Source organism: Streptomyces sp. YS415, assembly GCF_023544665.1.
In the GTDB taxonomy this organism is placed as follows: Bacteria; Actinomycetota; Actinomycetes; order Streptomycetales; family Streptomycetaceae; genus Streptomyces.
Map to the genome: position 1 here is coordinate 1 of NZ_JAMJFL010000053.1, position 25,883 is coordinate 25,883.

A 25,883-nucleotide genomic window follows, 5' to 3' on the forward strand; every position below is an offset into this window, starting at 1 on the left:
TGTCTCTCTGGGTTACGAGAGAAATCGTAGCCAGAAGGCAGACCAATGTCTACTCCCACCGCTGCAGATTTTCTGCGTGTCCGACAGGGAGGTAATCCGCCGCGAAGGGTGAGGAAGTGAGGTGGGACCGCCACCTCTCGGGAGAAGAAGGGCCTGCCATTCCCCGCCAGGCATCAAAGCCCCACCGGCCTTGCACCACCGCCCAGCACCCCGAACAGTCACCGGGCATTCCGCTCTCGCCGCGCAACGGTTGAGGAGCTACAGAACGGTTCACTCGTTGTCAGCGAGGTGGGCGGAGGCCGTCGAGGGTGACGGTGACAAGGCGGGCCACTGCAGTCCGGGAAGTGAAGGCGGCGGCCGCGGTCAGGGCGTGAAGGCAGTACTGGGCGAGTTCGGCCGGTGGGACGTCGCCACGCAGATCACCGATTGCGGCTGCTTCGACACCAGCACCTCCACACCGCGATCGAACACATCCCGCCCCACGAGCACGAGACCAACCACTACGCTCAACCCCAGCCCCAACCGGCAACTGGAGACAACGCATAGAGCCTCCACCAATCCCGGAGCGGTTCACTATGCCCTTTCAGTGAAGATTTGTCCGCGGTCGGCGTCACAACGTCCGCCGGGAGTTCAGTGGGCGAGGCGGGTGCTGGAAGGTGAGGCTCCGCACCGCCAGCCCGAGGGCTTCAGCCTCGGGTGCATCGCCGACTTCTCTGCACAGGCGCGTGGTTGGGTGGCCGCATCCTTGAGGAGGACCACGTGACTGATCTCAAAGCGGAGCTGCACCGCACGCTGCAGGCAGGCCGGGCCGGTCTGCTCTCCAAGCTGGAGGGACTCACCGAATACGACATGCGCCGGCCCATGACGCCCACCGCCACAAATCTGCTGGGCTTGGTCAAGCATCTGGCAGGCCTTGAGTACCTATATCTCGGAGAATCGTTCGACCGGCCAGCACCAGAGCCGCTGGCCTGGGTCGAGGACGGTTCGATCTGGGAAGGTGCAGACATGTGGGCCAGGCCCGAGGAGTCCAGCGCGTACATCATCGGGCTTTATCAACGTGCCTGCGCGCATGCTGACCGGACCATCACGGATCTCGCACTCGAAAGCCCGGGCCAGGTGCCGCACTGGCCCGAAGAACGCCGGGCCACCACCCTGGGCGTGCTGCTCGTTCGCATGGTCTCCGAGACTGCTCAGCATGCTGGCCACGCCGATGTCCTGCGCGAGCTCATCGACGGCAAAGCCGGACCAGATCACGACGGCTTCGGCGACGATGCCAAGTGGCAGCAGTATCACGCCCGCATCCGGGCGGCGGCCGACACCCACCGTGCGTAAGACTCATAGAGACCGCCCAGCCTTCGGTGAGACGGGACAGACGCGGCCCTACTTCGCGCTCGCGAGGCGTGAGGCCCGTGGCTGGTCGTGGTGGGCGCGCGTCCTGTTGGACACCCTGTACGCAGTCAACGTGGCAGGTACGCATCCCTTACATCGTCCTTTTCCTCGACTTTGCTCGTGATTGCCCAAGGTGCATAAGGGTCCCCATCCAGGTGAGTATGTCGTCGGGGCGAGTGCGAAGCCGCTTCAGTGCTTCGCGCGCCAACTCGCGGTCGTACCAGTCGAAGGTCCCACGTGCGTGAGTGAGCCCGCGCAGGAGATTGAGTGCACGGGGGTCGCCGAGTCCGGCCAGAGCCTCGGCCGCACTGACGCGCGGGGTGGGAGGCCGGCCATAACCGGTCATGTCCCGTTTCCAGGGCTGGACGGAGGGGTCCAGGGCGATGGCGTACAGGGCGTCTGCGCCGCGGGGATCGTCGAGTCCGGTCAGGGCCTCCGCCGCCCTCAGGCGGTTCTCTCCGGAGCTGCTGGAGTCCAGGGCCGCGGCGTGCAGGAGTTCCGATGCGCGCGGGTCACCGAGTCTGGCCAACGCGCTCGCCGCCTCCAGGTGGCTCCAGTGGCCGAGTGCCATGTCTTCGGCCAGGTCGTGCAGCAATGCGATGCCGCGGGGGTCGCCCAACTCGGCCAGTGCCTTGGCCGCCCCTGCACGGGGGTCGGGATTGAGTCCGCCCCAAGTGGGGCTGGCCCTGATCGAAGGGTCCAGGGCGATGGCGTACAGGACGCCGCCTCCGCGAGGGTCGCCGAGTCCGGCCAGGGTCTCGGCCGCCGTCAGACGCCCCTCTCCGGAGCAACCGGGGTCGAGAGCCGCGGCGTGCAGGAGGTCTGGTACGCGGGGGTCGCCGAGGCCGGCCAACGCCCTGGCCGCATCCAGCCGCCCCCGGCTTCGGAGCTCGCCGTCCATTGCCAGGTCGTAAAGCATGGCAGTGCCACGGGGGTCGCCGAGTCCGGCCAGTGCCTTGGCTCCCCTGAGCCGCAGATCCTGATCGGTGGTGCGCTCGGCCAGAGCGGCATACAGGTCCGCGGCGCGGACGTCCCCGAGTCGGGCCAGCGCATCAGCTGCCTCGACGCTGGTGCGGTTGAACCAGGACACGTCTGCGTTGTCCTGAGCGAGGCCATGGAGGATGTCGACCCCGCGTGGGTCACCCAATTTGCTCAGCGCCTGGCCCACTTGGAGTCGAACTTGTCGACCGATGCCGACGTCGGCATCGACATCGGCGTCCGTCAGAAGGGCGTGGAGGCCGTCACCGGCGCGGCGGTCGCCGAGAGCGGCCAGCGCTGCGCCTGTACGCGCACGTGTGCCAGTACTGACAGTGGGGTCGAGAAGGAGCGTGAGGAGCGTGTCGCGGTCGCCGAGCCTGGCCAGTGCATCGACCGCCCTCCCCCAGGAGTAGGCGTCAGTAGCGGGGTCGCTGGCCATACCGCGCAGCGCGGCCGACGCTTGTCGGAGCACGTCTGCGGGAAGGGCCGTGCCGAGCTGCACGAGCGCGCCGAGGTATTCGCATCCCCGGAGTCCGCCCGCAACCAGGCGGCCAAGGTGAACTGTTCCGGCTGTCAGCCGGTCTTGTTCTTGTGCGGCGTCGAGGAGGAAGCCGACGTCGGACGGGTCTGCCTGCGGAGGCATCCAGTACCGGCGGAGCCACAGCCGCGCCTGGGCTCCAGATTCCTTGCGGAACGGGAGACGGCGACGGGGACGGTCGAATACGACACGGAGTGCATCGACTCCGGTCATCGACGTGACATGGCACGCGGACAGGTATTCCAGAAAGGTCGGGTGAAGGAATTCCAAGTCGGCGCCGCGGGGGACGAGGAGGCCGCTACGGCACAGGGCCGTGTCCAGGAACCGCTGCCAGACGTCGGAAGGGATCCCTTTCGGGCAGGCGGCTTCGGTCTGTGACTGCACGATGGTGACTGCGGGGAGCGTGCAGCCGGCGTGGCGCTGGGCTGCGAGGTAACCGATCAGGTCGGGCAGGTGCTTGAGGGTGTTCTCCGCGTGCCTGACGCCTTCGGGATAGCTCTCCACACCGGCGTGACGATGCGTTCCGGGAACGCTGGTGCGGTACTGGTGCTGACGCAGCATGGTGGTGAAGCGTCGGTAGATCTCGCCTCGGCTCGACGGCAGGGAGTCGTCGGAGGACGTGGCGTGCAACTGACAGAGCATCGCTGTCATCAGAGGGACACGGGCCAGCTCGAGCAGGTTGCTGCGGTCCAGCTGTTGGCGGAAGAGTCGGGCGCGCTGCTCGGGATCGACCAGGTTGTGCGCGCGGAACCACCTGGTGAAGACCTCCGGCAGGTCTGTGCGGTCGAAGGCCAGGAGGTCGTAGCGGGGCACCGTGTCGCCCAGGAGGGCGAGTTCTTCCTCAGCCAGCGGGCGGGTGGCGATGATGAAGACGTACGGGCTGTCGTGCGTGTCGCTTCTGCTTGCGACCAGTCTCAGGACGGAGCGCCGCTTCGCGGGGTCGGTGACTTCGTCCAGGCCGTCGACCAGGACGAGCCAGCGTGCCCCTGGTTTCGGTGCCGTGAGGAAGAAGTCCTGGGAGAGGTCCTCCACGAGGCCGTGCGCCCTTAGATGCGTACTGGCGGCTGTCGCGAGTCCCTTGGTCAGGCCACTGTCGGCAAGTGCCGAGGCGTGGACGAGGACCGGCAGTGGTGTCACGTCGTGTCCGGCGTCCCAGCGCTCGATGCCGGCGGCGAGCAGGGTACGCAGCAGGCTGGACTTGCCACCCCCGGGTCCGGCCAGGATCACGGATGTCTGCGGCGCGGTCATGAGGGCGTCGACCGCCGTCCAGGTCTTGGAGCCTCGTCGAGCCTCCTGGCGCCCCTCGGACGGCTCGGCTTCGAGGCTGTAGGTCCTCTTGTGCGTGCCAATGCCTATGAGAGTGGTACGGGCGGGCCTGGGGCCCACATGGCGTCCCTGGGCCGGTTCGCCTTCACGGCGATGGACATGCTGGCGCAGGTACACGGCGTTTAGCAGCGGGGCGGAGCCCGGCAGGACGCCGTCGTAGGGGTGTTCCACGGCCGCGTTGCGGGCGGCTGCCAGGTACGACGTCAGCCGCTGGTGGGTTTTCGTGGCCGGCTCCAGCCGCAGCTCGACGCCATGGGCGGCAAGCGTTTCGCGAAAGCCCGGCAGCGCTTCGAGAACGGTGAGGGGAGCTGCGCCCAGGACGCTAGCGTCATCCGCGATGGCACGGTCGGTGGCCAGCACCCCGACGAGCAGGGGTCCGCAGAACAGGGCGGTGCCGGAGCTGCCTGCCCAGCCCGATCCCTGCGCCCGACGACGCGGCACGATCCCTTCATCGACGTGCACGGTCAGCAGCCCGGACTTACGCGCCTGCAGGGCATCCAGGTGTCCCCGCACCGGCATGGTGTCGCGCCGGCCGTCCGGACGCGCCTCCGCGTCAGGAAACCCCAGTCCTACACATGGCGTCCGATCCTGCCCGGTGACCAGCCCGAAGCGCACCCTGCCCCGCGCGGTGCCGGCCCCACGGTGCCGCTCGTCGATCACGAGCAGGGCCGCATCCCGTTCCGGATGGGCGTCCAGGTCCACCGGCTGCTCGGGCCAACACAGCAGTGCCGGCAGCCAGCGAGCTTCCTCCCGGTCCGACAGCGGGCGAACGTCCACCGTCGCACCATGCTCCAGGCCCGGCACGACGTGATAAGACGTCAGCACGAGACCCTCGCTGAGCAGGTAGCCGCTGCCCACCCGGCCCACGGCCGGGCTCCATACTTCAACGACCCGAGCGGCGTCCATCTACCTCGTCCCTGCACTCCGTGAACGTGGTGGTCACATCGGCCGCTGCTGCGTCTCTTTGGCGACGCGTGCGTCGGCACCGGTGGCATCGATGGGCTGCAGTGTCAGCTTGATCCGGTTGGCCGCACTGGTGCTGATCGCGCCGCGCGCCTCGGCAGCCCAGGGCAGAACGAAGACCCTCGCCTTGGCCTCGCCCTCCTTGCGGACCTCGATGGAGAACTCCAGTTCCACCGGTCCGGTGCGGAACTTCAGCGCGTGATCGGCTCCCTCGTCCATGGCCTGCTGCAATTGGGCCCGGATCGCACTGACTGTTTCCCCCAATTCCGCCCACGGTTCCTGCGACACGTCGTCCTCCCCTGGTCCTGCGGCGCTTGCAGTTCACGGTAGGACAACCACGAGTCGGCGATACCCCCAACTGCGAAGTCACCCGCAGATCGGTCGTGCCCTTGGGCCAGCTCTCTCGCCTCGGGGTCGGCATGATGATCACCGACGCCCACCGGAGCGGGGCCGGGGGCGGCCGTGTGCAGCGCCCTGGCGGGCGGTCAGCGGGCGGGGCGGGTGAGGTAGTCGGCGGCGGCCGCCGAATCGGTGGCGCAGTCCACCGGGCCGAACGTCACCTGCGACGATTCGGCTGTGAGCTATGACCTTGCTGTGTGGGACGGTGAACGTCCATTCAACAACCAGCAAGCGGGCTCGGTTTACGACGAGCTCTATGCGCGCTACCTGGAGTCGGATGATGTCGTCGTGCCGCCGACCCCGCGCATCGTGACCTATGTCGAGGCGCTCGTCAGGCGGTACCCGGACGACGCCGACGGCAGTGTCGTATGGGCGTCGCCACCAGTGATCGATGAGGCTTCCGGGCCGATGGTGTACCTGCTCATGTCCTACAGCAAGGCTGAGGAGGTCTGCGAGTACGCTGCTTCGTTGGCGCGCGAGCACGGACTCGTCTGCTTCGATCCGCAGGGAGAGTGCCTGCTGCCATAACCTGCCGATGCCTTAGCGAACGGACCGGAGGCTGACAGGGCGCCCTACTTGGGTCGCATGTCATCGGTTCCAACCGCAGAGCGGGCAGGCCGAGGTTCACCAGTCGGCCGGGGGACGCGGTATCGACCTGGCTGATCTTGGACTCGGCGCCGGCCAGGCTGACGCGGCGCCCTGCGAGCGTGACCGCGAAGTGGTCACCGATTCGCAACAGACGCCGCGGAGCGCAGCCTAAGGAGGCATGCGTGGCTGAAAATGATCCCTCACGCTCACGCCTCTGCGCAGCAGTCGCTACCACCGCCACGGGGGACTCTCCAAGATGATCAAACCCAGCTGCAGACCGATCGCATTCCGGACGCTCACCCTGGGTGCCTGCGTGGCCGGCGTCGTGGCGCTCACCGGCTGCTCCCCGGACTCCCCACGCTCGCACGGCACGGCAGCGCCGGCCGTCACTTCTTCGCCGACTCGGGATGAGCAGGGCACCGAGGGGCCCTCGTCCCCCCAGGCCCCGCCCACCGGGAAGATCTCCCCGCCGGCAGCCGGCAAAGCATCCGCTCCCCCGGCACCGGCGGGAACACCTGCGGCGTCGGCCCCTGGCTCGACCGCTTCCAAGGGCGCCGGTGCTGAGGACGACGGCTGCGACCACAAGATGCCGATCTCGCCGGATGAGATCGCCGTGTACCGCTACACGCCCGAAGGCGGGTCTCTGAGTCTGATCATCCGGCACGGCAACTGGGGCTGCGGCACCCCGGACTCCGACGGCGCGCCGTTCGAAGCGGTCGGCAAGGAGACCTACCTGCCGATGGACCAGGCCGCGTACGTCACCGTCACAGACCCCATCGTGGCAAGCACCGAGAACCAGCCCATCGGCGTGCAGGACTTCCTCGACTGGCTGGAAGCGCACCCCGACAGCGGACTCGTCTTCCGCTACCACCTCGGCACGGACGGAGCCATCGACCGGCTGGAGCAGGTCTTCACCCCTTGATTGACCAACCTCAGAAGCAACCGACCGAAGCCAGCGTGGCCCGAGGGCCCCTCAGGTCGCCGTGAGCGCCGCCAGGGCGCGGTCCATCGCGGCGTTGAACTCTTCCGGCTTCAGCGGCAGCCGGGACTTGACGTCCCGGCTCCACTGGTCGGCGAGGACTTCGGCGGAGCCCGCCTCGACACCGTCGAGCGCCGCGTCGGCCAGGTCCGACGGAGCGATCTTGTCCACGGGCCAGCCCGCGGACATGTCGGTGTCGGCCAGGCCGAGGTGTACCGCTGTGACGAGCGTGCCCTGCTCGGCGAGCTCCAGGCGGACGCCGTTGGTCATGGCCCAGGCGGCGGCCTTGGTCAGGTGGTAGGCATTGGCGCCCTTAACACCGAACCACGACATGGCGGAGAGGACGTTGACGATCGCGCCCCCGCCGTTCCTGGCGAGCGCCGGCGCGAACTCCCGGATCATTCCCAGGTGGCCGAACATGTTGGTCTCCAGCTCGTGCCGCACCGCGTTCAGCGAGCCGGTCACCAGGTCGGTCCCCGTACTGATTCCCGCGTTGTTGATGAGGAGCGAGGCGTCCGGGGCGGCCTCGGCGGCGGCCCTCACGGATGCAGGATCGGCGATGTCGAGGCGCAGTACCTCGACCCCGGGCAGGTCCACGGTCTCCGGTCGGCGGGCCGTCGCGTAGACCTTGCGGGCGCCCCGTTCGAGCAGGCGCTGGGCGAAGGCGCGGCCCAGGCCGCGGTTGGCTCCGGTGACAAGGGCAACTGAGTTGTTGATCTCCATGTCCGGTACGCTAAAACCTGACGTTGACGTCAGGGGCAAGTGCTGGTCGTCAGGACCGGGGCGAGAGGAATCATCATGACCGTCCCGCAGGCCTCGGCCGAGCGGCTGATCCGTATCGGCGAGGTGGCGCGGGGCGCCGGTGTCTCGGTACGCGCCGTGCGCTACTACGAGCAGCAGGGACTGCTCATCGCGGAGCGCAGCCCCTCCGGCCAGCGCCTCTACCGGCAGGACGCCGTCACCCTGGTGCGCTTCTTCCAGCAGATGTTCGCCGCCGGCCTCACCAGCCGAAGGATCACCGAACTCCTTCCGTGCTGGGACTCCGGGCACACCGACGCCGAGCAACGAGCCATGCTGCGCGCCGAGCGCGACCGTATCCAGGCCAAGGTCGACGACCTGCAGGCCGCCCTGGACCGCCTCGATGAGGTCATCGCGATCACGGACACGCACCCGTAGGCGCGGGTCGGTCGGCGCACCAGCGATCTACGGCTGGAGTATTTAGCCGAAGGCGGCCTCTGCGTCGGTGACCGTGTCATAGACCCGCAGAACCTGAACCACCCCGGTCGGCCTGAAGAATCCCTCGCAAGAAATCCGGCACACACGCCAGCACCAGCACAGCCCCGGCCGCCTCCGCCTGTCTCCACGCTCCGAGCAGCACGTTCAGCCCGGCCGAATCGCGGAACGCAACGCCCGACAGATCCAGCACGATGAATCGGTCGCCTCGCGCGATCAGTTCCCCGAACTGCAGGCGGAACACCGGTTCGGTCACGTAATTCATCTCGCCGCTGACCCTCGCCACCAGACAGTGGCCGGAGGTGATCACCTGAACCGACGGACCAGCCACGACGCTCTCCCAACCGGCAGACCGCGCGGAGTCGCGGCAAGAGCCTACGGGCCCCAAAAATTTAACCCTTGTCTTTACTTGTGTTGCATCTGAGCCGCGGTCGGGCAGGGCTGTAAGGCTCCAAAGCGTCTCGCGCGTTACCCGGCCCGCGAGGTGAAGGCGCCCCCAGCGCCAGCCCCTCCCGCGGGCGGTGGCGGGTTGCTTCCTTGGTGGGTCCGACCGTTGCTTGGAGGGTGTTCCCACAGTTACCCCGAGGGGCGGACCGAGGGTTGCAGCGCCCTTGCGGCCGTCTCCGGTTTTGTCCCAGCGCAGGCGCCGGGGGTAAACCGGGCGCACACGGCTACACCTCCTTCTCCGCGACATCCGGAGCGGAGCACTGCTCCTCAGGAGCCGGGGGCGGCCAGGGAAGTTGCCTAAGCACGCCAGGTGTCACCATCGGCGTCCGTGGACCTGTGATTTCGACCGGCCGAAGCAGGGTGGTTGTCACCGAATCGGCACGCGGCCTGTCACCAGCAGCACGCGAAGCAGGGTTGGTGTCACCGGCTCCGGCACTCCGCCGGGCTGCCCAGCAGCTCCGGGAAGACCTGATGTGCCCTGTTCGTGAGGCGGCCGGGTCTCGGCTCTTGCCGGCTTTCACGGTCCCGCCGGGGCGGCTTGGGCTGAGATTCGGCAGGCTGTGTCCCGCCCATCGGCCCACCTCCCGGGCCGGGAAATAGGTCAGGTACTGACCTGGATGCCTCGTAGCGTTGCGTCCTCGCAGGAATGTCTGCGCAACTCGACGAGGGGAACTCCGCATGACGATTCTGGTGGCCGGCGGGACGGGAAACCTGGGCCGTCACATCGTGGAACGGCTGCTGTTCACGGGCCGGCCGGTCCGCGTGCTGACCCGCGATGCGGGCGTCGCCCGGCCGCCGAGGGGTGTCGAGATGGTGGAAGGCGACCTGGAGCAGCCGTCGTCCCTGGCCGCGGCGCTGGACGGCGTCGACGCCCTTCACCTGCTCGGCACCACCGGAGCGGACCACGCACCGCTGCGGACCGGAGGCGAGATCCTGACGATGGCCGCCGAGGCGGGCGTGCGCCGGATCACGGTCCTGTCGCCCGGCGACGGGCAGGGGTTGGACGAGGCGGTGCGTGGCAGCGGTCTGGAGTGGACATTCCTCTGGCCGGTCGACCTGATGGCCAACGCTTTGGGGTGGGCCGACGCCATCCGCGCCGAGGGGCGGGTCCGTGAACCGTACGGCGACCGGCGAACCGCCTCGGTGCATGAGAGGGACGTCGCGGACGTCGTCAGCATCATCCTGACCGAGGGCGGGCACGCCGGTCGCAGTTACGTCTTGACCGGCCCCCAGGCACTCAGCCCGGCGGACAAGACCGCCGCCCTCGCGGCGGCAGCCGGCCGCGAGATTCACTTCACGCACCTGACAGACAGGCAGGCACGCGAGCTGTGGCGGGCTCAAGGCTGGCCGGAGGAAGGCATTGACTTCATGCTGCGCATGTGGGCAACGGTGCCCACCACAGTGGCCGATGTGACGTCGTCGGTAGAACGTGTCACCGGCCGCCCTCCCCGGAGTTTCGCTCAGTGGGCCACTGCGCACGCCGCGACATTCCGGAGTCTCGGCTCCGCGTAGGACACCGGACCGGTTGTCGAGCGTTCGCCAGGACCCGCCCGGACGTTGTCCTGGCGGACCGCGCCTGTTCATCCCGCGCGATCCGGAATCACCTCCGCCGACGCGGGACCCGCGCTGTCATCCCCCAGCCGTCCGACCAGGTCGGCCACCGTCTGCGGCGAGGCAGTGCCGGCGGTCGCCCACCGACTTTCGAGGCCGAGTCGCACAAGCAGCGCAACGCGGTCGAGCGATGCATGAACCGGCTCGAGCAGTGGCGCGGCCTGGCCATGTGAACGGACAAGCTCGCGATCGCCTGCCAGGCCGCACTCCACCTCGCTGCAATCCTGATCTGGGCGCGGTGACAGCCCGCTCATCGATCGAGCGCCCAGCGCGCGTCCGTCGGCCAGAATCCCGTGCCTACGATGTGCTTCACACGCCTGAACGCCTCACGGATGGGGACGGTGTCCTCATCTGGGTACTCGTCGTCCTGCCCGTTGGACAGGACGAACCCGTCGCTCGACCTCTGAGCCCCGGGGTCTACGGCATGCTCGCCGGGATCGCTCTCTTCTTCGAGCAGCATCACCATCACGCGCTCGGTGTTCGTCACGAAGGCCAGCGATCGTCCGGGCCACAGCTGTCGTCATTGACCACCCAGGACTCGATCACGAGCACGACGATCTCACGGACGGTTCGAAGAGACAGGCCCTAGTTGGCCCACGGCGGCGCGAGGCGGGTGCCGTCGGCCAGGTCCGCCGTCAGGCCGATGGAGGTGGTGACCCACGTCAGGGCGGTCTGGTCGGTCGGGTTCTCGACGGCCAGGGTCGCGCCCGGATTGATGATCAGGGTGTCGCCCGCCGCGATGTCGGTCGTGGTGCCGTCCAGTGTGATCCGCAGGTTGCCGATCAGGACGTGCAGGATCTCCTCCCTGTTCACGGTGTGCGCCGGTGCCTTCGTGCCCGGCGGGATCTCGCCGCGCCATGCGCACAGCTCCTTGCTGCCGGTGCGGGGCGTGGCGTACGAGACGAAACGGGCGCCGTGGATCTCGTGGGTGACGGCGTCGGTCGAGCGGATGACGGGCATGGATCTCCCCCTGGTCGAATGGTCAAGCTGCTTGACTGGTTGTGCAGTCCCAATAGTCAAGCGGCTTGACCTTTTCGTCAAGGGTGTTTGAATGCTCCCGTGCAGAACCCCGATGCTCCGCTGCAGAACTCCGAGGCCCTCTCCCTGTCCTTCGCGCTGCTCGCCGCCGCGAGTGAGCTGGTGCGACGTATCAACGACGGTGTGGTCGCGCGCGGTTTCGAGGGCAGGTCCGCCTACGGATTCGCGTTCACCCGGATCGCGGCGGGCGGGGCCACCGTCACCGACCTTGCCGGGCACCTCGGGGTCACCAAGCAGGCCGCGAGCCAGCTCGTGGACGAGCTCGTGCGCAAGGGGTACGTCGAGCGACGGCCCCATCCGCGGGACGCGCGCGCCCGGCTGCTGGCCCTGACCGAGCGCGGCTGGGCCAACACCCGGGCCGCGGAGGAAGCGGCGGCGGACGTCGTGCGGGAGTGGGGCGCGGTGCTGGGTGAGGCGGAAGTGCGCGCGCTGGGGCAGCACTTGCTGCGCATCGCGCCCAAGGGGCCCGTACGCCCCTCCTGGTGACGACCCATCAACTACCGCTGGCATGCTCCGGGCTCATAGAGCCTTTCGCGAGAAGTTCGTCGACGGTTGGCCTCCAGCGAGTGTTGAGAGCCTCTGGGCGGTGGACCTGGGTGACGGGACAGTGAGACTGGACAACAACCCCGTGGTTCGTACGCGGGGTCGCCAGCGGCAACATCGTCCAGGTGGAGATCGACGACGACGGACTGCGTTGGGCTGGGACGTTGAACGCGAGCTCCTCGACGCGGCCATGACCGCCCTCGCAGCCATCGCCCACCTGAACCGCTACGCAGGAGGGATACGGGCACGCCTGAGTGCCGCAGCCCCAGCCCCACACAGCGACAGATATGACCGTCAGCAGTGTCTCCCCCGGCGGCCTCAGAGGAGGATGGACCTCACACTCAGGTCCGCTCCGTCCACTCCTTGAGCGCGGCGGCCAGTGCGCGGACATCCACCTGGCCGGCGGCTACCTGCTCAGCGAGGTCTGCAGCTTCCTTGGCCGTGAACTGGGCAGGAAGGCCGCTGGCGTTCAGATAACCGACAGCGACCGCCGCGGCAAAGAACTGGTTGCTATACTCCAGAGCCGGGACGCGCACCAGCGACTGGAAAAGGGCCGCGGCGCGGTGATGAGGGCGGGGATACACGGGCTCGTCCAGAACGCGGAATGCATGCCGCGCTCGCGCCGCTTCCAGAGCTCCCCAGTCCGTCACATCAGGATCGCCCAGTTGCGTACGGGCAATCTCCAGGAGCCAAGCAAGATCCACTGACAGGTCCACTACGAGCAGCCCGCCTCACGCAGCGGACGCGCTTGACCCGGGCCCCGGACCGAAGCGGCGGGCAAACTCCTCACGCATCCCGGGAGCGCTGATGAAGCGGGCGCTGCCCTCCAGGAACCGGGAGCGAGCGAGGTCTGCAGTGAGCCGCCGACTCGCGTACTGATCAGGTTCCTGATGATCGTCAGCGGCGAGACGCTGCAGTTCCTCGTACGTCTCGTCATCGACCTCGATACGGATCTCCTTCGCCATAACCACACGGTAGCCGGACCGGAAGGCGGACGGGGAGAGATGGGCTGAAGCCGCAAAATTACCTGGCACGGTGCGACGGGCCGAATTCCCGTCCGGGTGAGTTCGGCCCCTGGTTGCACCGTGTGCCCGTCTGGGGCACGCGCGCGGTGGGCGGCCGCACGTGCCCCGCTTGGGGGACGGCTACGGGCGTTCCTTCACCCACGACGTTTGGCCTGGGCGACCGGCGCGGCAGCAGTTCCGCGTACTGAGTGATCTCTGCTGCCTGGGTCAGGTCGTCGCCGTGTCGCCGTGACCTGGTATCGGGTGGTGTCGTCGGACCAGGGCGGCCCCGTGAACGCCCGGCCGCCCCGAGTTCGCGTGCTGATTTAGCCTTGCCGACCTACAAAGTCCCGTCACTGACGTGGAGCGCGACCTTCGGCGACATCCATCCGGGGACCTTCGGTCACGGCAGGACTGCGTCTCGACTCAGCCTCGCTCCTTCGACGCGTTGCCCGCGATGACCTCGACGACCTTCTTCGCTGTGGCCTTGGCTGAGCCCGGGTTCTGGCCGGTGACCAGGTTGCCGTCGGTCACGACGTAGGAGACGAACGGCAGTGCCGCCTTCTCGTAGAGCGCGCCGCGCTGCTTGGCCTTCTCCTCGGCGTTGTAGGGGACCAGCTTGTCGACGCGGGCGAGGACCTCCTCAGTCCAGGCGAATCCCGTCATCTTGCGGCCGGCGATAAGGTAGGAGCCGTCGGAGAGCCGGGTGTTGAGCACGCCGCAGTAGCCATGGCAGACCGAGGAGACGATGCCGCCGCGCTCGAAGATCTCGCGGGTGATGCGCTGCAGGCCCTCGCTGTCGGGGAAGTCGTACATCACCGCGTGACCGCCGGTGAAGTAGATCGCGTCGTAGTCCGATGGGTCGATCTGGTCCGGGCTCGCCGTGTTCTCGAGCATCGCCATCTTCCCGGGGTCGGTGCGCCAGGCCTTGGCGGTTTTGTCGTAGTTCGGGAACTTCAGCGCTCGCGGCTCGAGAGGCACCGCGCCGCCGGCCGGGCTGACGAGCGTCTGCTCGTAGCCGTGTTCCTAGAAGACGTGCCAGGCGTGCGTGAGCTCGGAGAGCCACAGGCCAGTGGTGTGGGACGGGTCGTCGTAGTGGCCGACGTTCGTGACGACGTTGAGGACGCGCTTGGTCATGGCTGATCTTCCTTCATGCGGACCGGGAGGGCGAGGTGGCGGGCCGTCGTAGCCGGAGCCAGTGGTCGGTCAGCGGATGCCCAGGGCACGCAGCGTCTTGAATGCCCGGGTCAGGATCCGCGCCCACTGCTCGTGCTGGACCCCGCGGGGCGGGGTGAAGCCCTGGAGGCGCTGGTGGGCGACGGTCTGGGCTTCGGTGTACTTGAGCAGCCCGTCGGCGCCGTGACGGCGGCCGAGGCCCGAGTCGCCCATGCCGCCCATGGGGGCGTCGATGCTGCCCCAGGCGGCGGCGAACGCCTCGTTGACGTTGACGGTGCCCGCGTGCAGCCGTCCCGCGACCTTGCGGGCCTCGGTGCCGTTGCGGCCCCAGACGCACGCGTTGAGGCCGTACGGCGTGGCGTTGGCCATCGCCACCGCCTCGTCGACCGACCGGTAGCGGTAGATCGACACCACGGGGCCGAACGTCTCGTGGTCGAACAGTGTCATCGCAGGGGTCACATCGGTCAGGATCGTCGGCTCGTAGAACAGTGGCCCGAGGTCGGGCCGGGCCTTGCCTCCGGCCAGTACGGTCGCGCCTTTCGATACCGCGTCGTGGACGTGCGAGCTGACGGTCTCGAGCTGCGAGGGGGTGGTCAGCGAGCCCATGTCCATCGAGAAGTCGTAGGCCGCACCCAGGCGCATGGCCCGGGCGCGTTCGACGAACGCGGTGACGAACGCGTCGTGGATCTCATCGGCGACGTAGAGGCGTTCGATGGACACGCACAGCTGGCCGGCCGAGGGAAAGCAGGCGGCGACCGCGCCGGCGGCGGCCTTCTCGATGTCGGCGTCGGCGAGGACGACCATGGCGTTCTTGCCGCCGAGCTCCAGGGACGCGCCGATCAGCCGCTCACCCGCGTTGCGCGCGATCTGGCGCCCGCTGGCGGTGGAGCCGGTGAACATCATGTAGTCCCCGCCGGCCATGAGCGCGTCTCCGATGGAGCTGCCACGGCCGATCACCATCTGCCAGACGTCGGTCGGCAGGCCGGCCTCGCGCATCAGGGCCAGCGCCCACAGCGCGGTCAGGGCGGTCTGGGTGTCGGGCTTCTGTACGACGGCGTTGCCGGCCATCAGGGCCGGGATGGCGTCGCCGGCGGCCATGCTGAGCGGGTAGTTCCAGGGCGATATGACGGTGACGACGCCCTTGGGGTGGTGCAGCTCGGTGGTGTGGGTCAGCACCGGGATCGCGCCCTTGCGGCGCTTGGGTGAGAGCAGCCGCCGGGCGCTGCGCGCGTAGTAGCGGGCGGTGATCGCGATGTCGCTGACCTCGAGGAACGCGTCGCGACGAGTCTTGCCGCTCTCGGCCTGCATCAGGTCGAGGGCTTCCTCCTGCCGCTGGAGGACGAGGTCGTGGAAGCGCAGCATGATGCGTTTGCGGTCGGCCACCGGGGTGGCTGCCCAGCCGGCCTGGGCAGCGCGTGCCTGGGCGAAGGCGTTCTCGACGTCGTCGGGGGTGGAGAGCGGCAGGTCTGCGAGCGGTGCGCCGGTGTACGGCGAGGTCGTGGCGACCCGTTGGGCGCGAGCACCGGCGGCCACCAGGGTGGCCAGGTGGGCGATACGGGCCGGCGTCAGCGATGTCGGGAGGGCGGCCTCGACGTGGCCGGTGTTCGTGGTGGTCATCTCGTCCTCAGCTCCGGTCCTGGATGGAGGTGGGCACGGGCATGTGCAGCGCCAGCTGGCCGTCGGTGGTGACGTCGAGCTGGATCGTCCGGATCGGCTTCAGCGAGCGCAGGTCGTCGCTCATCCGGCCCTCACCGAGCTGCAGGTCCAGGCCGCGGGGGAACCGCGTGGTTCCCGAGGAGAGCATGTTGATCTGGCTGGTCGTGGAGTGCCAGGCGCCGTCGATCGTGGTGTAGGAGGTCAGGGTCGAGACGTGTTCGCCGGTGGGCCGGGCGGTCTGCTTCGGGGTGGGCGCCGACAGGGCGAGGTCAAGGCGGCCCTGGTCGTTGGTGACCCTGGTGGAGGTGCGCTCGGTGTCGATGTCGACGTCGAGTTCGGTGACCCACTTGGGGAACCCGTAGCCGTCGTGGCCGCGCACCTGCGCGATCTCGGTGTTGACCGGGAGCGAGAGTACGTAGGAGTGCAGGGAGTCGTTCTTGAGCCCGGTGACCAGGTCGAGCAGGCCCAGCCCACCGTGCCGGGCCGGCTTCACGGCGATGCCGACCGCGGCCTCGGTGTAGAAGTCGATGTCGCACACGTCGTACCGAAAGGCCATCACGGAGACGATCCCGAGCCCCGGGGCGATCTCGAGCGGGTCCAGCTCCCGGGGCAGGCGGGCCCGGATCGCCTTGGTCGGGGCGAGCATCGTGAGCCGGGTCGTGGAGATGCGGTAGTAGAAGTTCGGCGTCAGCGTGGGCCCGATGCGGGAGTCCACGCGGCTCTTCGGCATCCGGCGGAAGAAGTCGACGCTGCTGACCCGCGGGTCCCGCTCGACCTCGTCGAGGTCGGTGTCCATGCGGAACCGGTCATAGAGGCCGCCTTCAGGGACGGTGACGAGACGCCCTCCGAGATCGACCTCTACGGTCCGGTCGGTCAGCTTGCCGGTCGATGCCATGGACTGTCCTCCAATGTGAGCAGTGCTAACACCGAGGATTACACGCGATGTGAGCACCGTCAACAACGGAGGATGCGAGGCGCGCGGCGGGCGGGCGGTACGCCTCAGGAGCCGACCGAGGTGATGGCGAGGAAGGCGTTGCGCACCCGGTCGGCGACCTCCTCGCCCGACGCGGCCTGCAGCTTGCCGTCGAGATACAGGCAGGCCAGCCCGTGGGCGAGCCCCCAGCCGGCCGTGGCCAGGGCCGAGGCGTCGGCGTCGGGGAAGACGCGGTCGAGCGCGTCGGCCAGCAGCTCGTGCAGGGCGTCGGCGGCCTTGACCCGCTCGTCGTCGGCGTCGTCGCACGGCTTGCCGAACATCACGCGGAACAGAGCCGGGCGCCGCAGCGCGAAGGCGACGTAGGCGACGGCGAACTCGGCCAGGTCCGGGAGTGAGGCGGGCAGGTCGCGCCCGCCGCCCAGGTCGGCCAGCAGGTTCCGGAAACCCTCGACGGCGAGCGCGGACTCCAGAGCGTCGCGATCCTTGAAGTGGCGATACGGCGCGGTCGGCGAGACGCCGGCCTGGCGCGCGACGGCGCGCAGCGAGAAGGGCTCGCCGCTCTCCAGCATCTCCATCGCGGTCGACAGCAGTGCCGCCCGCAGATCGCCGTGATGGTAGCCACTCTTCTCTGATGTTGACATTGCTTACTTCGCCCTCCTACGCTTTGTTAGCACCGTAAACATAGCGCACGTCCGGAGGAACCGAGACCCGATGTCCCCACGCACGCATGCGCGCCCCTTCGACGTCGTGCTCCTCGGCGCCACCGGCTTCACCGGCGCTCTGGCCGCCGAGTACCTCGCTGCCCATCTCCCTCCCGAAGCCAGGCTCGCCCTGGCCGGACGCAACCAGGCCAAGCTGGAGGCCGTTCGCGACGGTCTCCTCCGGATCAACCAGCAGCCGGAGGACATCGCGCTGCTCCACGCCGACTGCTCGGACCCGCAGTCCCTGGCCCGCGTCGCCGAGTCTGCGCGGGTCGTGATCACCACGGTCGGCCCCTACCTGGAGTACGGCGAACCACTGGTCGCGGCCTGCGCTGCGGCCGGCACGGACTACGTCGACCTCACCGGCGAGCCCGAGTTCGTCGACCGGATGTACATCGAGCACCACGCGACGGCCGAGCGGACCGGTGCTCGCATCGTCCACGCCTGCGGCTTCGACTCGATCCCGCACGACCTCGGTGCGCTCTTCACCGTCCAGCAGCTGCCGCCCGGAGTGCCGGTGACCCTTCGGGGAGTGGTCCGCACGAACGCCACCATCTCCGGCGGCACGCTGCACTCCGGCCTCGGCCAGCTGTCGCGACCACGCGCAATGCTGCAGGCCGCGGCCGGACGCCGTCGTCTCGAGCCGCGACCGCGGGGACGACAGATCCGCACCCGCATCGGCCGCCCCCGTCGCGACCGCACGCTCGGGACCTGGCTGATCCCGCTGCCCACGATCGACCCCGACGTCGTACGACGCTCCGCGCTCGCTCGCCCGGACTACGGGCCCGACTTCACCTACTCCCACTACGCTGGCGCCCGACGCGTCGCGACCGTCGCCGGCGCACTTGCCGGCTTCGCCGCAGCCCTGGCAGCCGTGCAGGTCCCGCCCCTGCGCCGCGCCATCGGCCGACACATCCCCCAAGGAGAAGGGCCGTCGGCCGAACGACGTGATCGCACCTGGTTCACCGTCGACATCATCGGCGAGGGCGGCGGTCAGACCGTGCACACCCAGGTCAGCGGCGCAGACCCCGGCTACACCGAGACAGCCAAGATGCTGGCCGAGTCGGCGTTGTGCCTCGCCTTCGACGACAACCCACCCACCGCCGGCCAGGTCACCACCGCCACCGCGATGGGAGAGAACCTGCTGCGCCGGCTCGGCGACGCCGGCATTTCCTTCACCGTGATCACCTCGCAGACGGCGACCCATGTCGGGCGTTGAGAAGGGTGGCGCCAGCACGCCGATCGTTCTCATCGCGCCGGCGATGGCCATCGGCTCCGGCTACTACCGGCCACTGGTCGCCGAGTTCGAGCGACGCGGGTGGCAAGCCCGAGCGCTGCGCCGGCGAGGGTTCGAGCGCGGTGAGCCACGAGCGAGCCGACGCGAGGACTGGGCCTACCGCGACGAGATCGACGACATCGCACAAGCCGTCGCCGCGGTGCGGGCGCAGTCACCCGCGCGGCCAGTGCTCCTCCTCGGTCACAGCCTCGGGGGACAGCTCGTAGCCGGACACGAGCTCACCCGTCCGCCGGCCAACGGGGTGATCACGGTCGCCGGCGCATCCCGCACTATCGCCACTTCGCCTACGGGGGCCTCCACGTCGCTGCCATGGCGGCACTGGTGATCCCGGTGATGACGGCGGTATGCGGTTACCTCCCGAAGCCGGCGTTCGGTGGCCCAGGGACGCGCACCTTGATGCGGGAATGGGCCCGCATGGTGCTCACCGGCCAACCGCCGTACGCGCTCGACCAGCCGATCACCACACGGCCCTCGTCATCAGCCTGGGCGACGACACGTTGTCGCCGGTCAGGGCCGTCGCCGACCTCCCTCATCGCCTCTTCTCGTCCACCTCGGTGACACGCTGGCACTACAACACCGACCAGGTGCCCGAAGCCTCGACCAACGACCACATCGGCTGGGTCCGCACCCCGGCCACGGTGGTCGACCGCATCGTCACGCGGTAGTGCGACGCTGCTCGCAGTTGAGCTGCCGTCGCCACCCGCGCCATCCACCTCAAGGAGACACAATGCAGACCGTTCTCGGCGCCGGCGGACCGATCGCCGACGAGCTCGTGAACGAGCTCCACCGCAACCACACCAAGGACATCCGCCTCGTCAGCCGCAAGCCGTCGAGGGTGAACGACACCGATGACTCATGGCCGCAGACCTCACCGACGCCGACGCCACCAGCCGTGCCGTCGCGGGCAGCGATATCGCCTACCTCACCGTCGGCCTCCCCCTGGACTCGGAGCTGTGGGAACGGCAGTTCCCCGTCATCATGCGGAACGTCATCGACGCCTGCGCCGAACACGGCACGAAGCTCGTCTTCTTCGACAACACCTACATGTATCCCGGAACGTCGACGCCCCAGACCGAGTCGACAGCATTCGCACCGGGCGGACGCAAGGGACGGGTCCGCGCAGAGCTCGCCACCATGCTGCTCGATGCCATGCGGGCCGGACGGGTCGAAGCCCTGATCGGCCGCGCGCCCGAGTTCTACGGTCCCGGCCGGACGAAGAGCTACACGAACTCGTTGGTGTTCGACCGGATCAAGGCGGGCAAGCGGCCGTTCGTCCCGGTCGACGCCCGCGCCAAGCGTTCCCTGATCTGGACCCCCGACGCGAGCCGCGCTCTCGCTCTGCTCGGCAACACGCCGGATGCCTACGGCCAGACGTGGCACCTGCCGGTCGACTCGGACCGGCAGTCCTACGCCCAGCTCATCGAGATCGCCGGCGAGGTCACCGGCCGCAAGATCGGCTACACGGTGCTGCCGATGCTCGCGTTCCGCCTCGGGCGCCGCTTCGTCAAGCCGCTCGACGAGATGTACGAGCTGCTCGTCCGCTACCGGGACGACAACATCTTCGACAGCTCGAAGTTCGCGGCCCGCTTTCCCGAGTTCCAGCTCACGAACTATCGGGAGGGAGTGGAGCGGATCCTCGCCGGCTGACCCGCCGGCGAGTCCTCCTGCCGGTCGACTCGTGCCGCGGCTCCGAAGCGGCTCCGGTACTCCGAGGGCGTGACGCCCGTGGCGGGCTGGTACGAGTGCGCCACGGTACCTGCGCACCGGAGCGGGTAGCTGCGGGCCGTCTGGGCACACGAGAGGGCATGCACGGACAACATGCGCGTCCCACCAGCAGCAGTCTGTTCGGCCCGGCCCTCGCAGCCCAGACACCGCCGCCCGGCCACACCGGCGCCAAGCACGCACGCCGCAGCCGGGTGACCGGCCGCCTGCGTCGACGCATCCTCGCCTACCGGGCCATCGACTTCCTGTCCACGCACATTCCAGACACGTCCGGGACCGGCGAGGAATGCCTCCTCCTCGTCCACATCCGCCAGGTCGTCGGCCAGGTCCAGTACCGGATCTGCACTGACTGCGCCCAAGGCGTCATCACTGCCGTCGTCATTGACGAGCGCTTCCAAAGCACCGGTCTGGGCACCCGCGCGCTCTCACACCTGCGCTCCCGCCACCCGGGACTCGCCTGGCGTAGCACGCTACGCAAGCGCACCACCCAGGATCTCCTGCGCAGGATGCGGATTCCCGCGACCACCTCTGCCACGCCCTGTCCCCACGCCCACCCGACATTGTCCGCACGGACCAGCCCGATGCTCGCCAGCAGCTGAGCCCATGACCCGCTCAGCAGCCACAGCGCCCGATGAAAAGGCCCCCTTTGCGCCGACGCTGCCTCACAAGCGACCTTCGGCCCATGAACGGCGGACCTCCGACAGTGACTGACGTGCGCGATAGCCAACGGCTCCTACACGAGATCCGCCGTGTGCTGACCAGGCCGGATTCAACGAACCAGAAGCCGCCGTAGGGGGCCTGACCGTGCACGCGCAGGAAGACGACGGGGTGTTGCTGGGGTGGCGGCCGCAGGGCATTGCGCAAGCCTTCACGCCCGTCGGACACGAGGAAGGTCTGGAACGGCGTACGGCACTGCCCTGTCTGCACCAGACACCGGACAGCGCACTGGCCACGAGCCTGGCAGCGGCCGGCTTTCGTACGAAAGTCGTCGAACCCGATTGGCTGCTGGTGTCTTAAGCCTGATCGGACTGCTGTGGAGCCCGAGGCCGAAATGGCGCCCTGCTTGCCGCGCCCCACCTCTCACAGCTGAGCCAAGGCGAATGCCGACAAGAACCCGACCACGGTGACCAGTCCCGTCAACAGGTGCACCCTGCTGTACGCCTCGGGGATCATCGTGTCGGCGATCATCGCCAGGATCGCCCCGCCCGCCACCGCGGTGATCGTCGCCATCACCGTCTCGGAGGCCCCGCCCAGCAGCGCGTAGCCGGCCAGCGCAGCCAGACCGCTGATCACGGCGATGCTTCCCCACAGCGCGAACACGTACCTGCGGCTGCGCCCGGCACTGCGCATCCCGGCCGCACTGGCAAGTCCTTCGGGGAGGTTGCTGATAAAGACCGCGCCCACAGTCGCCACCCCGAGCTGCCCGCCTCCCAGCAGGCTGGTGCCGATGACGACGGACTCCGGGATCCCGTCCAGGAGCGCCCCCAACGCGATGGCGTTGCCCGACCCCGGGGCCTCGGCCTCGGACGGCTGCTGCTCGCCGGAGCGCTTGCGGTGCTGGGCACCTCGCCGCGCCAGCAGGGCGTTGGCTCCCGAGTACACGGCCGCACCGCCGACCGCCCCGGTCACCACCGGTGCCATGCCGGAGCGTTCGTACGCCTCAGCAATCAGTTCGAACGACACCGCGGCCATCAGCACACCGCTGCCGAAGGCCATGACCAGCGCGATCAGTCGGGGCGGGACCTGCACCAGCGAGCCGAGCCCCGCCCCCACCAGCAGCGCCGCACCCGCGAACAGCCCCCACCCGCCGGCGATCAACGCTCCACTCACAACCGCCCCTTCCCTTGCTGCTCACAGATGCACCCCCTCCTACCCGCCAATACAAAGAACAACGAGTGACCGTCGCCCTGCGGCCTCCTCGCGGGTGGTTGCCCGTAGTGCGGACCTTCGCCCAGCCTGTGTCGGATACCTGCACAGAGCCGGTGACAATGCGGCACCCTGCAGCGGCAGGCTGCCCCGCGCCCCGGAGTAGGCAATGGGCGCCAGCAGGCATGGGTGAGGCGTGGCAGGGCATCCGGGGGTCAAGGGGCCGGGCCGACTGCGCCCCTTGGTGTCGTCCGTTGACGTCAAGGGCCTGTAAGGGGTGAGAAGGTGAAGGGCTTCCGCAGCTTCATCCTGCGCGGCAACGTAGTCGACCTGGCCGTCGGCATCGTCATCGGAGCAGCATTCACCGCCGTCGTCAACGGCTTCGTCGGCGCCTTCCTGACCCCGCTCGTGGGGCTGGCCACCGGCGCCACCGGCAACATGAGCCGCAAAACCTTCACCCTGGGCGACACCGAATTCCCCTACGGCGCCTTCATCAACGCCGCGATCAGTTTCGTCCTCCTCGCCTGCGCCCTGTACTTCCTCGTGGTACTCCCGATCAACAAGCTGCACGAGCGCCTCGCCCCCCACCACGACGTCCAGGCCCCCAAGCGGGACTGCCCCGAGTGCCTCAGCCCTGTCCCCGCCCAGGCCCGACGCTGCGCCTCCTGCACCGTGCCCCTGCCCGCGGTGCCCGCCCAGGCCGGGGAGACCACCCAGCGCGCCGGATGACCGGTCGCAACAGATCGATCCGGGACAACCGGACAGCCCCACGGCGCCGCCATCGGCGACGAGTGCGCTCAACCGCTTGCTGTTCAACCTGCTCGGAACACCCGCGGCCATCACATAGACGACCGGATAGACCGGGTCAAGGAAGCGGCTCTGCCACTCGGCCATGCCCTCAAGGACTGCGATGCTCCTATCGTCGGTCAAGCGGCGGTGAGCCATTGGCGGTAGGCATCAGCGAAGGCGTCGTCGCGGCGGAGGGCCGCGTTCGATGTTGGAGATGACGGCGGGCCACACGCCGAAGTGGTTGGCGGCGGCGGTGAGAGTGATGTTTTTCGTCTGCCGGGCTGGACGGAGGTCCGCGATCTCGGGGACTTGGACCGGGGTGGTCAAGAGCCGGAAGACCTCGCGGGCTATCGCGCGTTTGAGCAGCCGGATGACCTCCTTCTTCGTGCGTCCGGCGGCGGTCTGTCCGGCGACGCACTCGCGGGTGCGTCGGCATCGGGCCATTCTCACGAGCGCGATGCGGTAGAGAGCGGCGTTGGCCGCTCGGTCGCCGCCCCGGGGAAGCCGGTGCCTGTTCGTCTTCCCGCTCGACGCGGGGACGGGTGCCGCGCCGCACGGGGGCGGCGAAGGAAGCCTCCGTGCGAAGGCGGGCCGGGTTCGCGCCGGCGGTGATCAGCAGCTGGGCGGCGGTGTCCGGGCCCACCCCATAGGCGGCACGCAGGTCGGGGTTGAGCATGGTGACCAGCTGGTCAAGCTCTCCGGTCAGGGCGGTGTGTTCCTCGCTGAGGCTCTGGACCCGCTTGGCCAGCGTCCGCAGGGCCGTCAGGAGCGGGGTGTGCGCGAGACCACATGGCAACCTCCACCGCGCGGGTTGATCCTCGAAGACGCCAGCTCCGGGCGCCCCGCCCCGAAGGGGCGAGGCACCCCAGGCAGGCGTGCACCTGCCAGGCCAACGTGTTCTCGCAGAACCGGTTCCGCGAAGTGTGGACCGCCGCAGGGAGGGCGCGTTGTCCTGCCTGCTGGGCTACCTCTGGGCCGGTGTCTTGCCGGACACCTTGATGCCTGCCTGGCGGAAATCGTCCAGAGTGGAGGCAATCGTGTCGGGGGCGACACCGACCGTGTAGTCCAGGCGTACCCGGGTTCGGAATCCGGCCGCAGCAGCATCCAGGGCAGTGGCGCGCACGCAGTGGTCGGTTGCGATGCCCACCACGTCGACATGCCGCACCCCGCGGGCGCGCAGCCAGTCAGCGAGGAGGGTGCCTTCGGTGTCCGCGCCTTCGAAGCCGCTCTTGGACGCGCTGTGGGCGCCCTTGAAGAAGACGGCGTCCACCTTGCCGCCGGCGGCGGCCGGGGCGAAGTTCGGATGGAATTCTCCGCCTTCGTCTCCGGCGACGCAGTGGACGGGGAAGCTGTCCTTGAAGTTCGGGTTCGAGGAGAAGTGGCTGCCAGGGTCGATGTGGTGGTCGCGGGTGGCCACGACGTACTGATAGTCACCGTCCGCCCGCTCCACCAGCTCGGCGATCGCGGTGGCGAGCTGCGCGCCTCCCGCGACCGGAACACTGCCTCCTTCACAGAAGTCCTTCTGCACATCCACGACGATCAAGCCTCGGCTCATCACGAACACCCCTCAGGAGGACGGCAACGACCCCCGTCTTCTACCGGCCTTCACACCTCCCCCGGAGGCATGGCGGACTGCGCTCACCCATACAGCCGTAGACATTCACCGCAGGAACGATTCGCACCTCGAAGCAGGCAAAGGCCAGGTGCGGTCCGCAGTCGGGTCAAGGTCTGCCGTCCAGTGCTGGTAGCGGCAGCCTCGCTTTGCGAAGAAGCCCTCGGCTGCCTCTACCTCTCAAAGCGGACGGAGCGAGACGCGCGGATACCGCGGCAGTGGATCAGACCGTGCGGCGGTAGCTGCTCGGCGGTTGCGACCGGGTCGGAGAATCGGTTGTGGAGCAGCAAGCCGCGCCGCGTCTACGGAGCAGCCCGCCGCCCGGGCTGGATGTCCTTCTCGGGCCACACGGGAGGCGGGCTGATGGGGTACACCGCCGTGCATGCGGGCTGGGGTCGGCTGGATGCGTCGCTGGACGATCTCGGTTGTGGCCGTTCCTGGGCGGACGTGCACCGCGTGAAGTTGGCGTGCCCGCCATGCCGGGGAAGAGTGTTCGCACGCATCTCCCCCTACCGTGCCAGGCACTTCCACCACCAGTCGCGGCCGCACGACTGCGCGCTGGCGAACGAGTCGCCGGAGCATCACCGGCCGGACCGCCGGCACTGGCGCGTCCGGCCAACCGCTCGCCACCGCGGCAGGGTTGAGTCCGTACGCGGCCTGCACAGCTGCGGTCGCCTGCTCACCCGTGTCGCCTGCGGATTTACGGACGGATCCCGCGGGCGAACGAGCGGCTGTCGGTGGGGTTGTCGGCCTGGCCGTGCGCTTCACCAGCACCCGGGAGCAGACGGGATAGCCGGCAGACGGTCAGGCGCCGCGGCCGACTCGGGATCAGCCGCGGCACCCACCCACACGCCCGGAACACCACCGGAGGATGGATCGCGCCCAGGACGCGCGTATGCCCGTCTGCCCGGGCAGGCCCACCACAGGCGCGGCCAACCGGGTGATCATCAGGCATGAGCGGGCAGGCGCTGGGCTGGCTGCGTCGCAACGTGCTGACCTGCCGTGGTCGGGGTGCCCGGGCTCATGGTCGGGCCTGTGGTCGGGCTCGGATCCACGTCACAAGATCATGGGCGTTGCCGGAAACGAGCGCCTCG

General features: G+C 68.8%; 26 protein-coding genes and 2 pseudogenes. 13 read left to right on the top strand and 15 right to left on the bottom strand.

Translation table 11 applies throughout. The features are described 5' to 3' along the window. Positions 1–759 precede the first annotated feature (759 nt). A complete protein-coding gene (locus M8H82_RS34890) occupies positions 760–1,332 on the top strand; it encodes a DinB family protein (protein WP_250079492.1) in 573 nt (190 codons plus the stop codon). A 148-nt stretch (positions 1,333–1,480) separates the two neighbouring features. On the opposite strand, the gene M8H82_RS34895 is transcribed toward M8H82_RS34890, so the two are convergent. Both M8H82_RS34895 and M8H82_RS34900 read right to left on the bottom strand, forming a co-directional pair. Then, positions 1,481–5,137 (bottom strand): hypothetical protein, encoded by a 3,657-nt coding sequence (locus M8H82_RS34895; protein WP_250079494.1) that lies wholly within the window; start codon positions 5,135–5,137, stop codon positions 1,481–1,483. Between the two features lie 33 nt (positions 5,138–5,170). After that, entirely contained in the window at positions 5,171–5,482 is a 312-nt protein-coding gene (locus tag M8H82_RS34900; RefSeq protein WP_250079496.1) for a trypco2 family protein, read from the bottom strand. Positions 5,483–5,770: 288 nt separating this feature from the next. On the opposite strand from M8H82_RS34900, the gene M8H82_RS34905 reads away from it, so the two are divergent. Continuing rightward, entirely contained in the window at positions 5,771–6,121 is a 351-nt protein-coding gene (locus M8H82_RS34905; RefSeq protein ID WP_250079499.1) for a hypothetical protein, read from the top strand. Positions 6,122–6,767: 646 nt separating this feature from the next. Then, on the top strand, positions 6,768–7,103 hold the full coding sequence (locus M8H82_RS34910; protein WP_250079501.1) for a hypothetical protein: 336 nt from the start codon (positions 6,768–6,770) through the stop codon (positions 7,101–7,103). Between the two features lie 51 nt (positions 7,104–7,154). On the opposite strand, the gene M8H82_RS34915 is transcribed toward M8H82_RS34910, so the two are convergent. Then, complete coding sequence (locus M8H82_RS34915) at positions 7,155–7,883, bottom strand: SDR family oxidoreductase (protein WP_250079502.1); 729 nt, start codon at positions 7,881–7,883, stop codon at positions 7,155–7,157. A gap of 75 nt (positions 7,884–7,958) precedes the next feature. On the opposite strand from M8H82_RS34915, the gene M8H82_RS34920 reads away from it, so the two are divergent. After that, on the top strand, positions 7,959–8,336 hold the full coding sequence (locus M8H82_RS34920) for a MerR family transcriptional regulator (RefSeq protein WP_250079504.1): 378 nt from the start codon (positions 7,959–7,961) through the stop codon (positions 8,334–8,336). A gap of 76 nt (positions 8,337–8,412) precedes the next feature. Here M8H82_RS34920 and M8H82_RS36690 read toward each other — a convergent pair whose 3' ends face one another. Beyond that, positions 8,413–8,724, bottom strand: a complete 312-nt coding sequence (locus tag M8H82_RS36690; protein ID WP_250079505.1) for an STAS domain-containing protein — start codon at positions 8,722–8,724, stop codon at positions 8,413–8,415. Positions 8,725–9,518: 794 nt separating this feature from the next. On the opposite strand from M8H82_RS36690, the gene M8H82_RS34930 reads away from it, so the two are divergent. Both M8H82_RS34930 and M8H82_RS34935 read left to right on the top strand, forming a co-directional pair. After that, positions 9,519–10,352, top strand: a complete 834-nt coding sequence (locus M8H82_RS34930; RefSeq protein WP_250079507.1) for an NAD(P)H-binding protein — start codon at positions 9,519–9,521, stop codon at positions 10,350–10,352. Positions 10,353–10,381: 29 nt separating this feature from the next. Then, positions 10,382–10,693 (top strand): annotated as a pseudogene (locus tag M8H82_RS34935) (transposase); the annotation flags it as partial. 8 nt (positions 10,694–10,701) lie between these two features. Here M8H82_RS34935 and M8H82_RS34940 read toward each other — a convergent pair. Beyond that, a complete protein-coding gene (locus tag M8H82_RS34940) occupies positions 10,702–10,938 on the bottom strand; it encodes a hypothetical protein (protein ID WP_250079508.1) in 237 nt (78 codons plus the stop codon). A 98-nt stretch (positions 10,939–11,036) separates the two neighbouring features. After that, positions 11,037–11,411 (bottom strand): cupin domain-containing protein, encoded by a 375-nt coding sequence (locus M8H82_RS34945; protein ID WP_250079510.1) that lies wholly within the window; start codon positions 11,409–11,411, stop codon positions 11,037–11,039. A gap of 120 nt (positions 11,412–11,531) precedes the next feature. Here M8H82_RS34945 and M8H82_RS34950 point away from each other — a divergent pair, with 120 nt between their 5' ends. Continuing rightward, positions 11,532–11,975 carry a MarR family winged helix-turn-helix transcriptional regulator gene (locus M8H82_RS34950; protein WP_250079539.1) on the top strand — a complete coding sequence of 148 codons (444 nt, stop codon included), beginning with the start codon at positions 11,532–11,534 and terminating at the stop codon, positions 11,973–11,975. 398 nt (positions 11,976–12,373) lie between these two features. Here the strand turns inward: M8H82_RS34950 and M8H82_RS34955 are convergent, their stop codons facing one another. From M8H82_RS34955 to M8H82_RS34980, 6 genes are all read right to left on the bottom strand, one after another. Beyond that, positions 12,374–12,748, bottom strand: coding sequence for a fic family toxin-antitoxin system, toxin component (locus M8H82_RS34955; protein ID WP_250079512.1), 375 nt, complete (start codon positions 12,746–12,748; stop codon positions 12,374–12,376). 15 nt (positions 12,749–12,763) lie between these two features. Continuing rightward, positions 12,764–12,997 carry a hypothetical protein gene (locus M8H82_RS34960; protein ID WP_250079514.1) on the bottom strand — a complete coding sequence of 78 codons (234 nt, stop codon included), beginning with the start codon at positions 12,995–12,997 and terminating at the stop codon, positions 12,764–12,766. A 465-nt stretch (positions 12,998–13,462) separates the two neighbouring features. Beyond that, entirely contained in the window at positions 13,463–14,017 is a 555-nt protein-coding gene (locus tag M8H82_RS34965; RefSeq protein ID WP_250079515.1) for a type 1 glutamine amidotransferase domain-containing protein, read from the bottom strand. 225 nt (positions 14,018–14,242) lie between these two features. After that, positions 14,243–15,829, bottom strand: coding sequence for a succinic semialdehyde dehydrogenase (locus tag M8H82_RS34970; protein ID WP_250079518.1), 1,587 nt, complete (start codon positions 15,827–15,829; stop codon positions 14,243–14,245). Between the two features lie 7 nt (positions 15,830–15,836). Beyond that, positions 15,837–16,763, bottom strand: a complete 927-nt coding sequence (locus tag M8H82_RS34975; protein ID WP_250079520.1) for an acetoacetate decarboxylase family protein — start codon at positions 16,761–16,763, stop codon at positions 15,837–15,839. A 104-nt stretch (positions 16,764–16,867) separates the two neighbouring features. Next, positions 16,868–17,443, bottom strand: a complete 576-nt coding sequence (locus M8H82_RS34980) for a TetR/AcrR family transcriptional regulator (RefSeq protein ID WP_250079523.1) — start codon at positions 17,441–17,443, stop codon at positions 16,868–16,870. A 70-nt stretch (positions 17,444–17,513) separates the two neighbouring features. On the opposite strand from M8H82_RS34980, the gene M8H82_RS34985 reads away from it, so the two are divergent. The 5 genes and pseudogenes from M8H82_RS34985 to M8H82_RS35005 all read left to right on the top strand — a co-directional run bounded on the left by M8H82_RS34985 (position 17,514) and on the right by M8H82_RS35005 (position 21,539). Further along, positions 17,514–18,722 (top strand): trans-acting enoyl reductase family protein, encoded by a 1,209-nt coding sequence (locus tag M8H82_RS34985; RefSeq protein ID WP_250079525.1) that lies wholly within the window; start codon positions 17,514–17,516, stop codon positions 18,720–18,722. After that, complete coding sequence (locus tag M8H82_RS34990) at positions 18,709–19,125, top strand: alpha/beta fold hydrolase (RefSeq protein WP_250079527.1); 417 nt, start codon at positions 18,709–18,711, stop codon at positions 19,123–19,125. Before M8H82_RS34985 ends, M8H82_RS34990 begins: the two co-directional genes overlap by 14 nt. Positions 19,126–19,527: 402 nt before the next feature. Beyond that, positions 19,528–20,447 (top strand): annotated as a pseudogene (locus tag M8H82_RS34995) (NAD-dependent epimerase/dehydratase family protein). 158 nt (positions 20,448–20,605) lie between these two features. Then, positions 20,606–21,121, top strand: coding sequence for a hypothetical protein (locus M8H82_RS35000; RefSeq protein WP_250079529.1), 516 nt, complete (start codon positions 20,606–20,608; stop codon positions 21,119–21,121). Between the two features lie 205 nt (positions 21,122–21,326). Further along, positions 21,327–21,539: a hypothetical protein gene (locus M8H82_RS35005; protein ID WP_250079531.1), complete on the top strand. Its 213-nt coding sequence runs from the start codon at positions 21,327–21,329 to the stop codon at positions 21,537–21,539. Between the two features lie 63 nt (positions 21,540–21,602). On the opposite strand, the gene M8H82_RS35010 is transcribed toward M8H82_RS35005, so the two are convergent. Then, the gene (locus M8H82_RS35010; RefSeq protein ID WP_250079534.1) at positions 21,603–22,352 is read right to left on the bottom strand and encodes a ZIP family zinc transporter; all 750 of its coding nucleotides are present in this window, start codon (positions 22,350–22,352) and stop codon (positions 21,603–21,605) included. Between the two features lie 321 nt (positions 22,353–22,673). Between M8H82_RS35010 and mscL the strand changes: the two genes are divergently transcribed. Beyond that, positions 22,674–23,117: a large conductance mechanosensitive channel protein MscL gene (mscL, locus tag M8H82_RS35015; RefSeq protein WP_250079535.1), complete on the top strand. Its 444-nt coding sequence runs from the start codon at positions 22,674–22,676 to the stop codon at positions 23,115–23,117. Positions 23,118–23,345: 228 nt separating this feature from the next. Here the strand turns inward: mscL and M8H82_RS36870 are convergent, their stop codons facing one another. Further along, on the bottom strand, positions 23,346–23,621 hold the full coding sequence (locus M8H82_RS36870; RefSeq protein WP_374211739.1) for a hypothetical protein: 276 nt from the start codon (positions 23,619–23,621) through the stop codon (positions 23,346–23,348). A gap of 520 nt (positions 23,622–24,141) precedes the next feature. Then, positions 24,142–24,732, bottom strand: coding sequence for an isochorismatase family protein (locus M8H82_RS35025; protein ID WP_250079537.1), 591 nt, complete (start codon positions 24,730–24,732; stop codon positions 24,142–24,144). Positions 24,733–25,883: the final 1,151 nt, after the last annotated feature.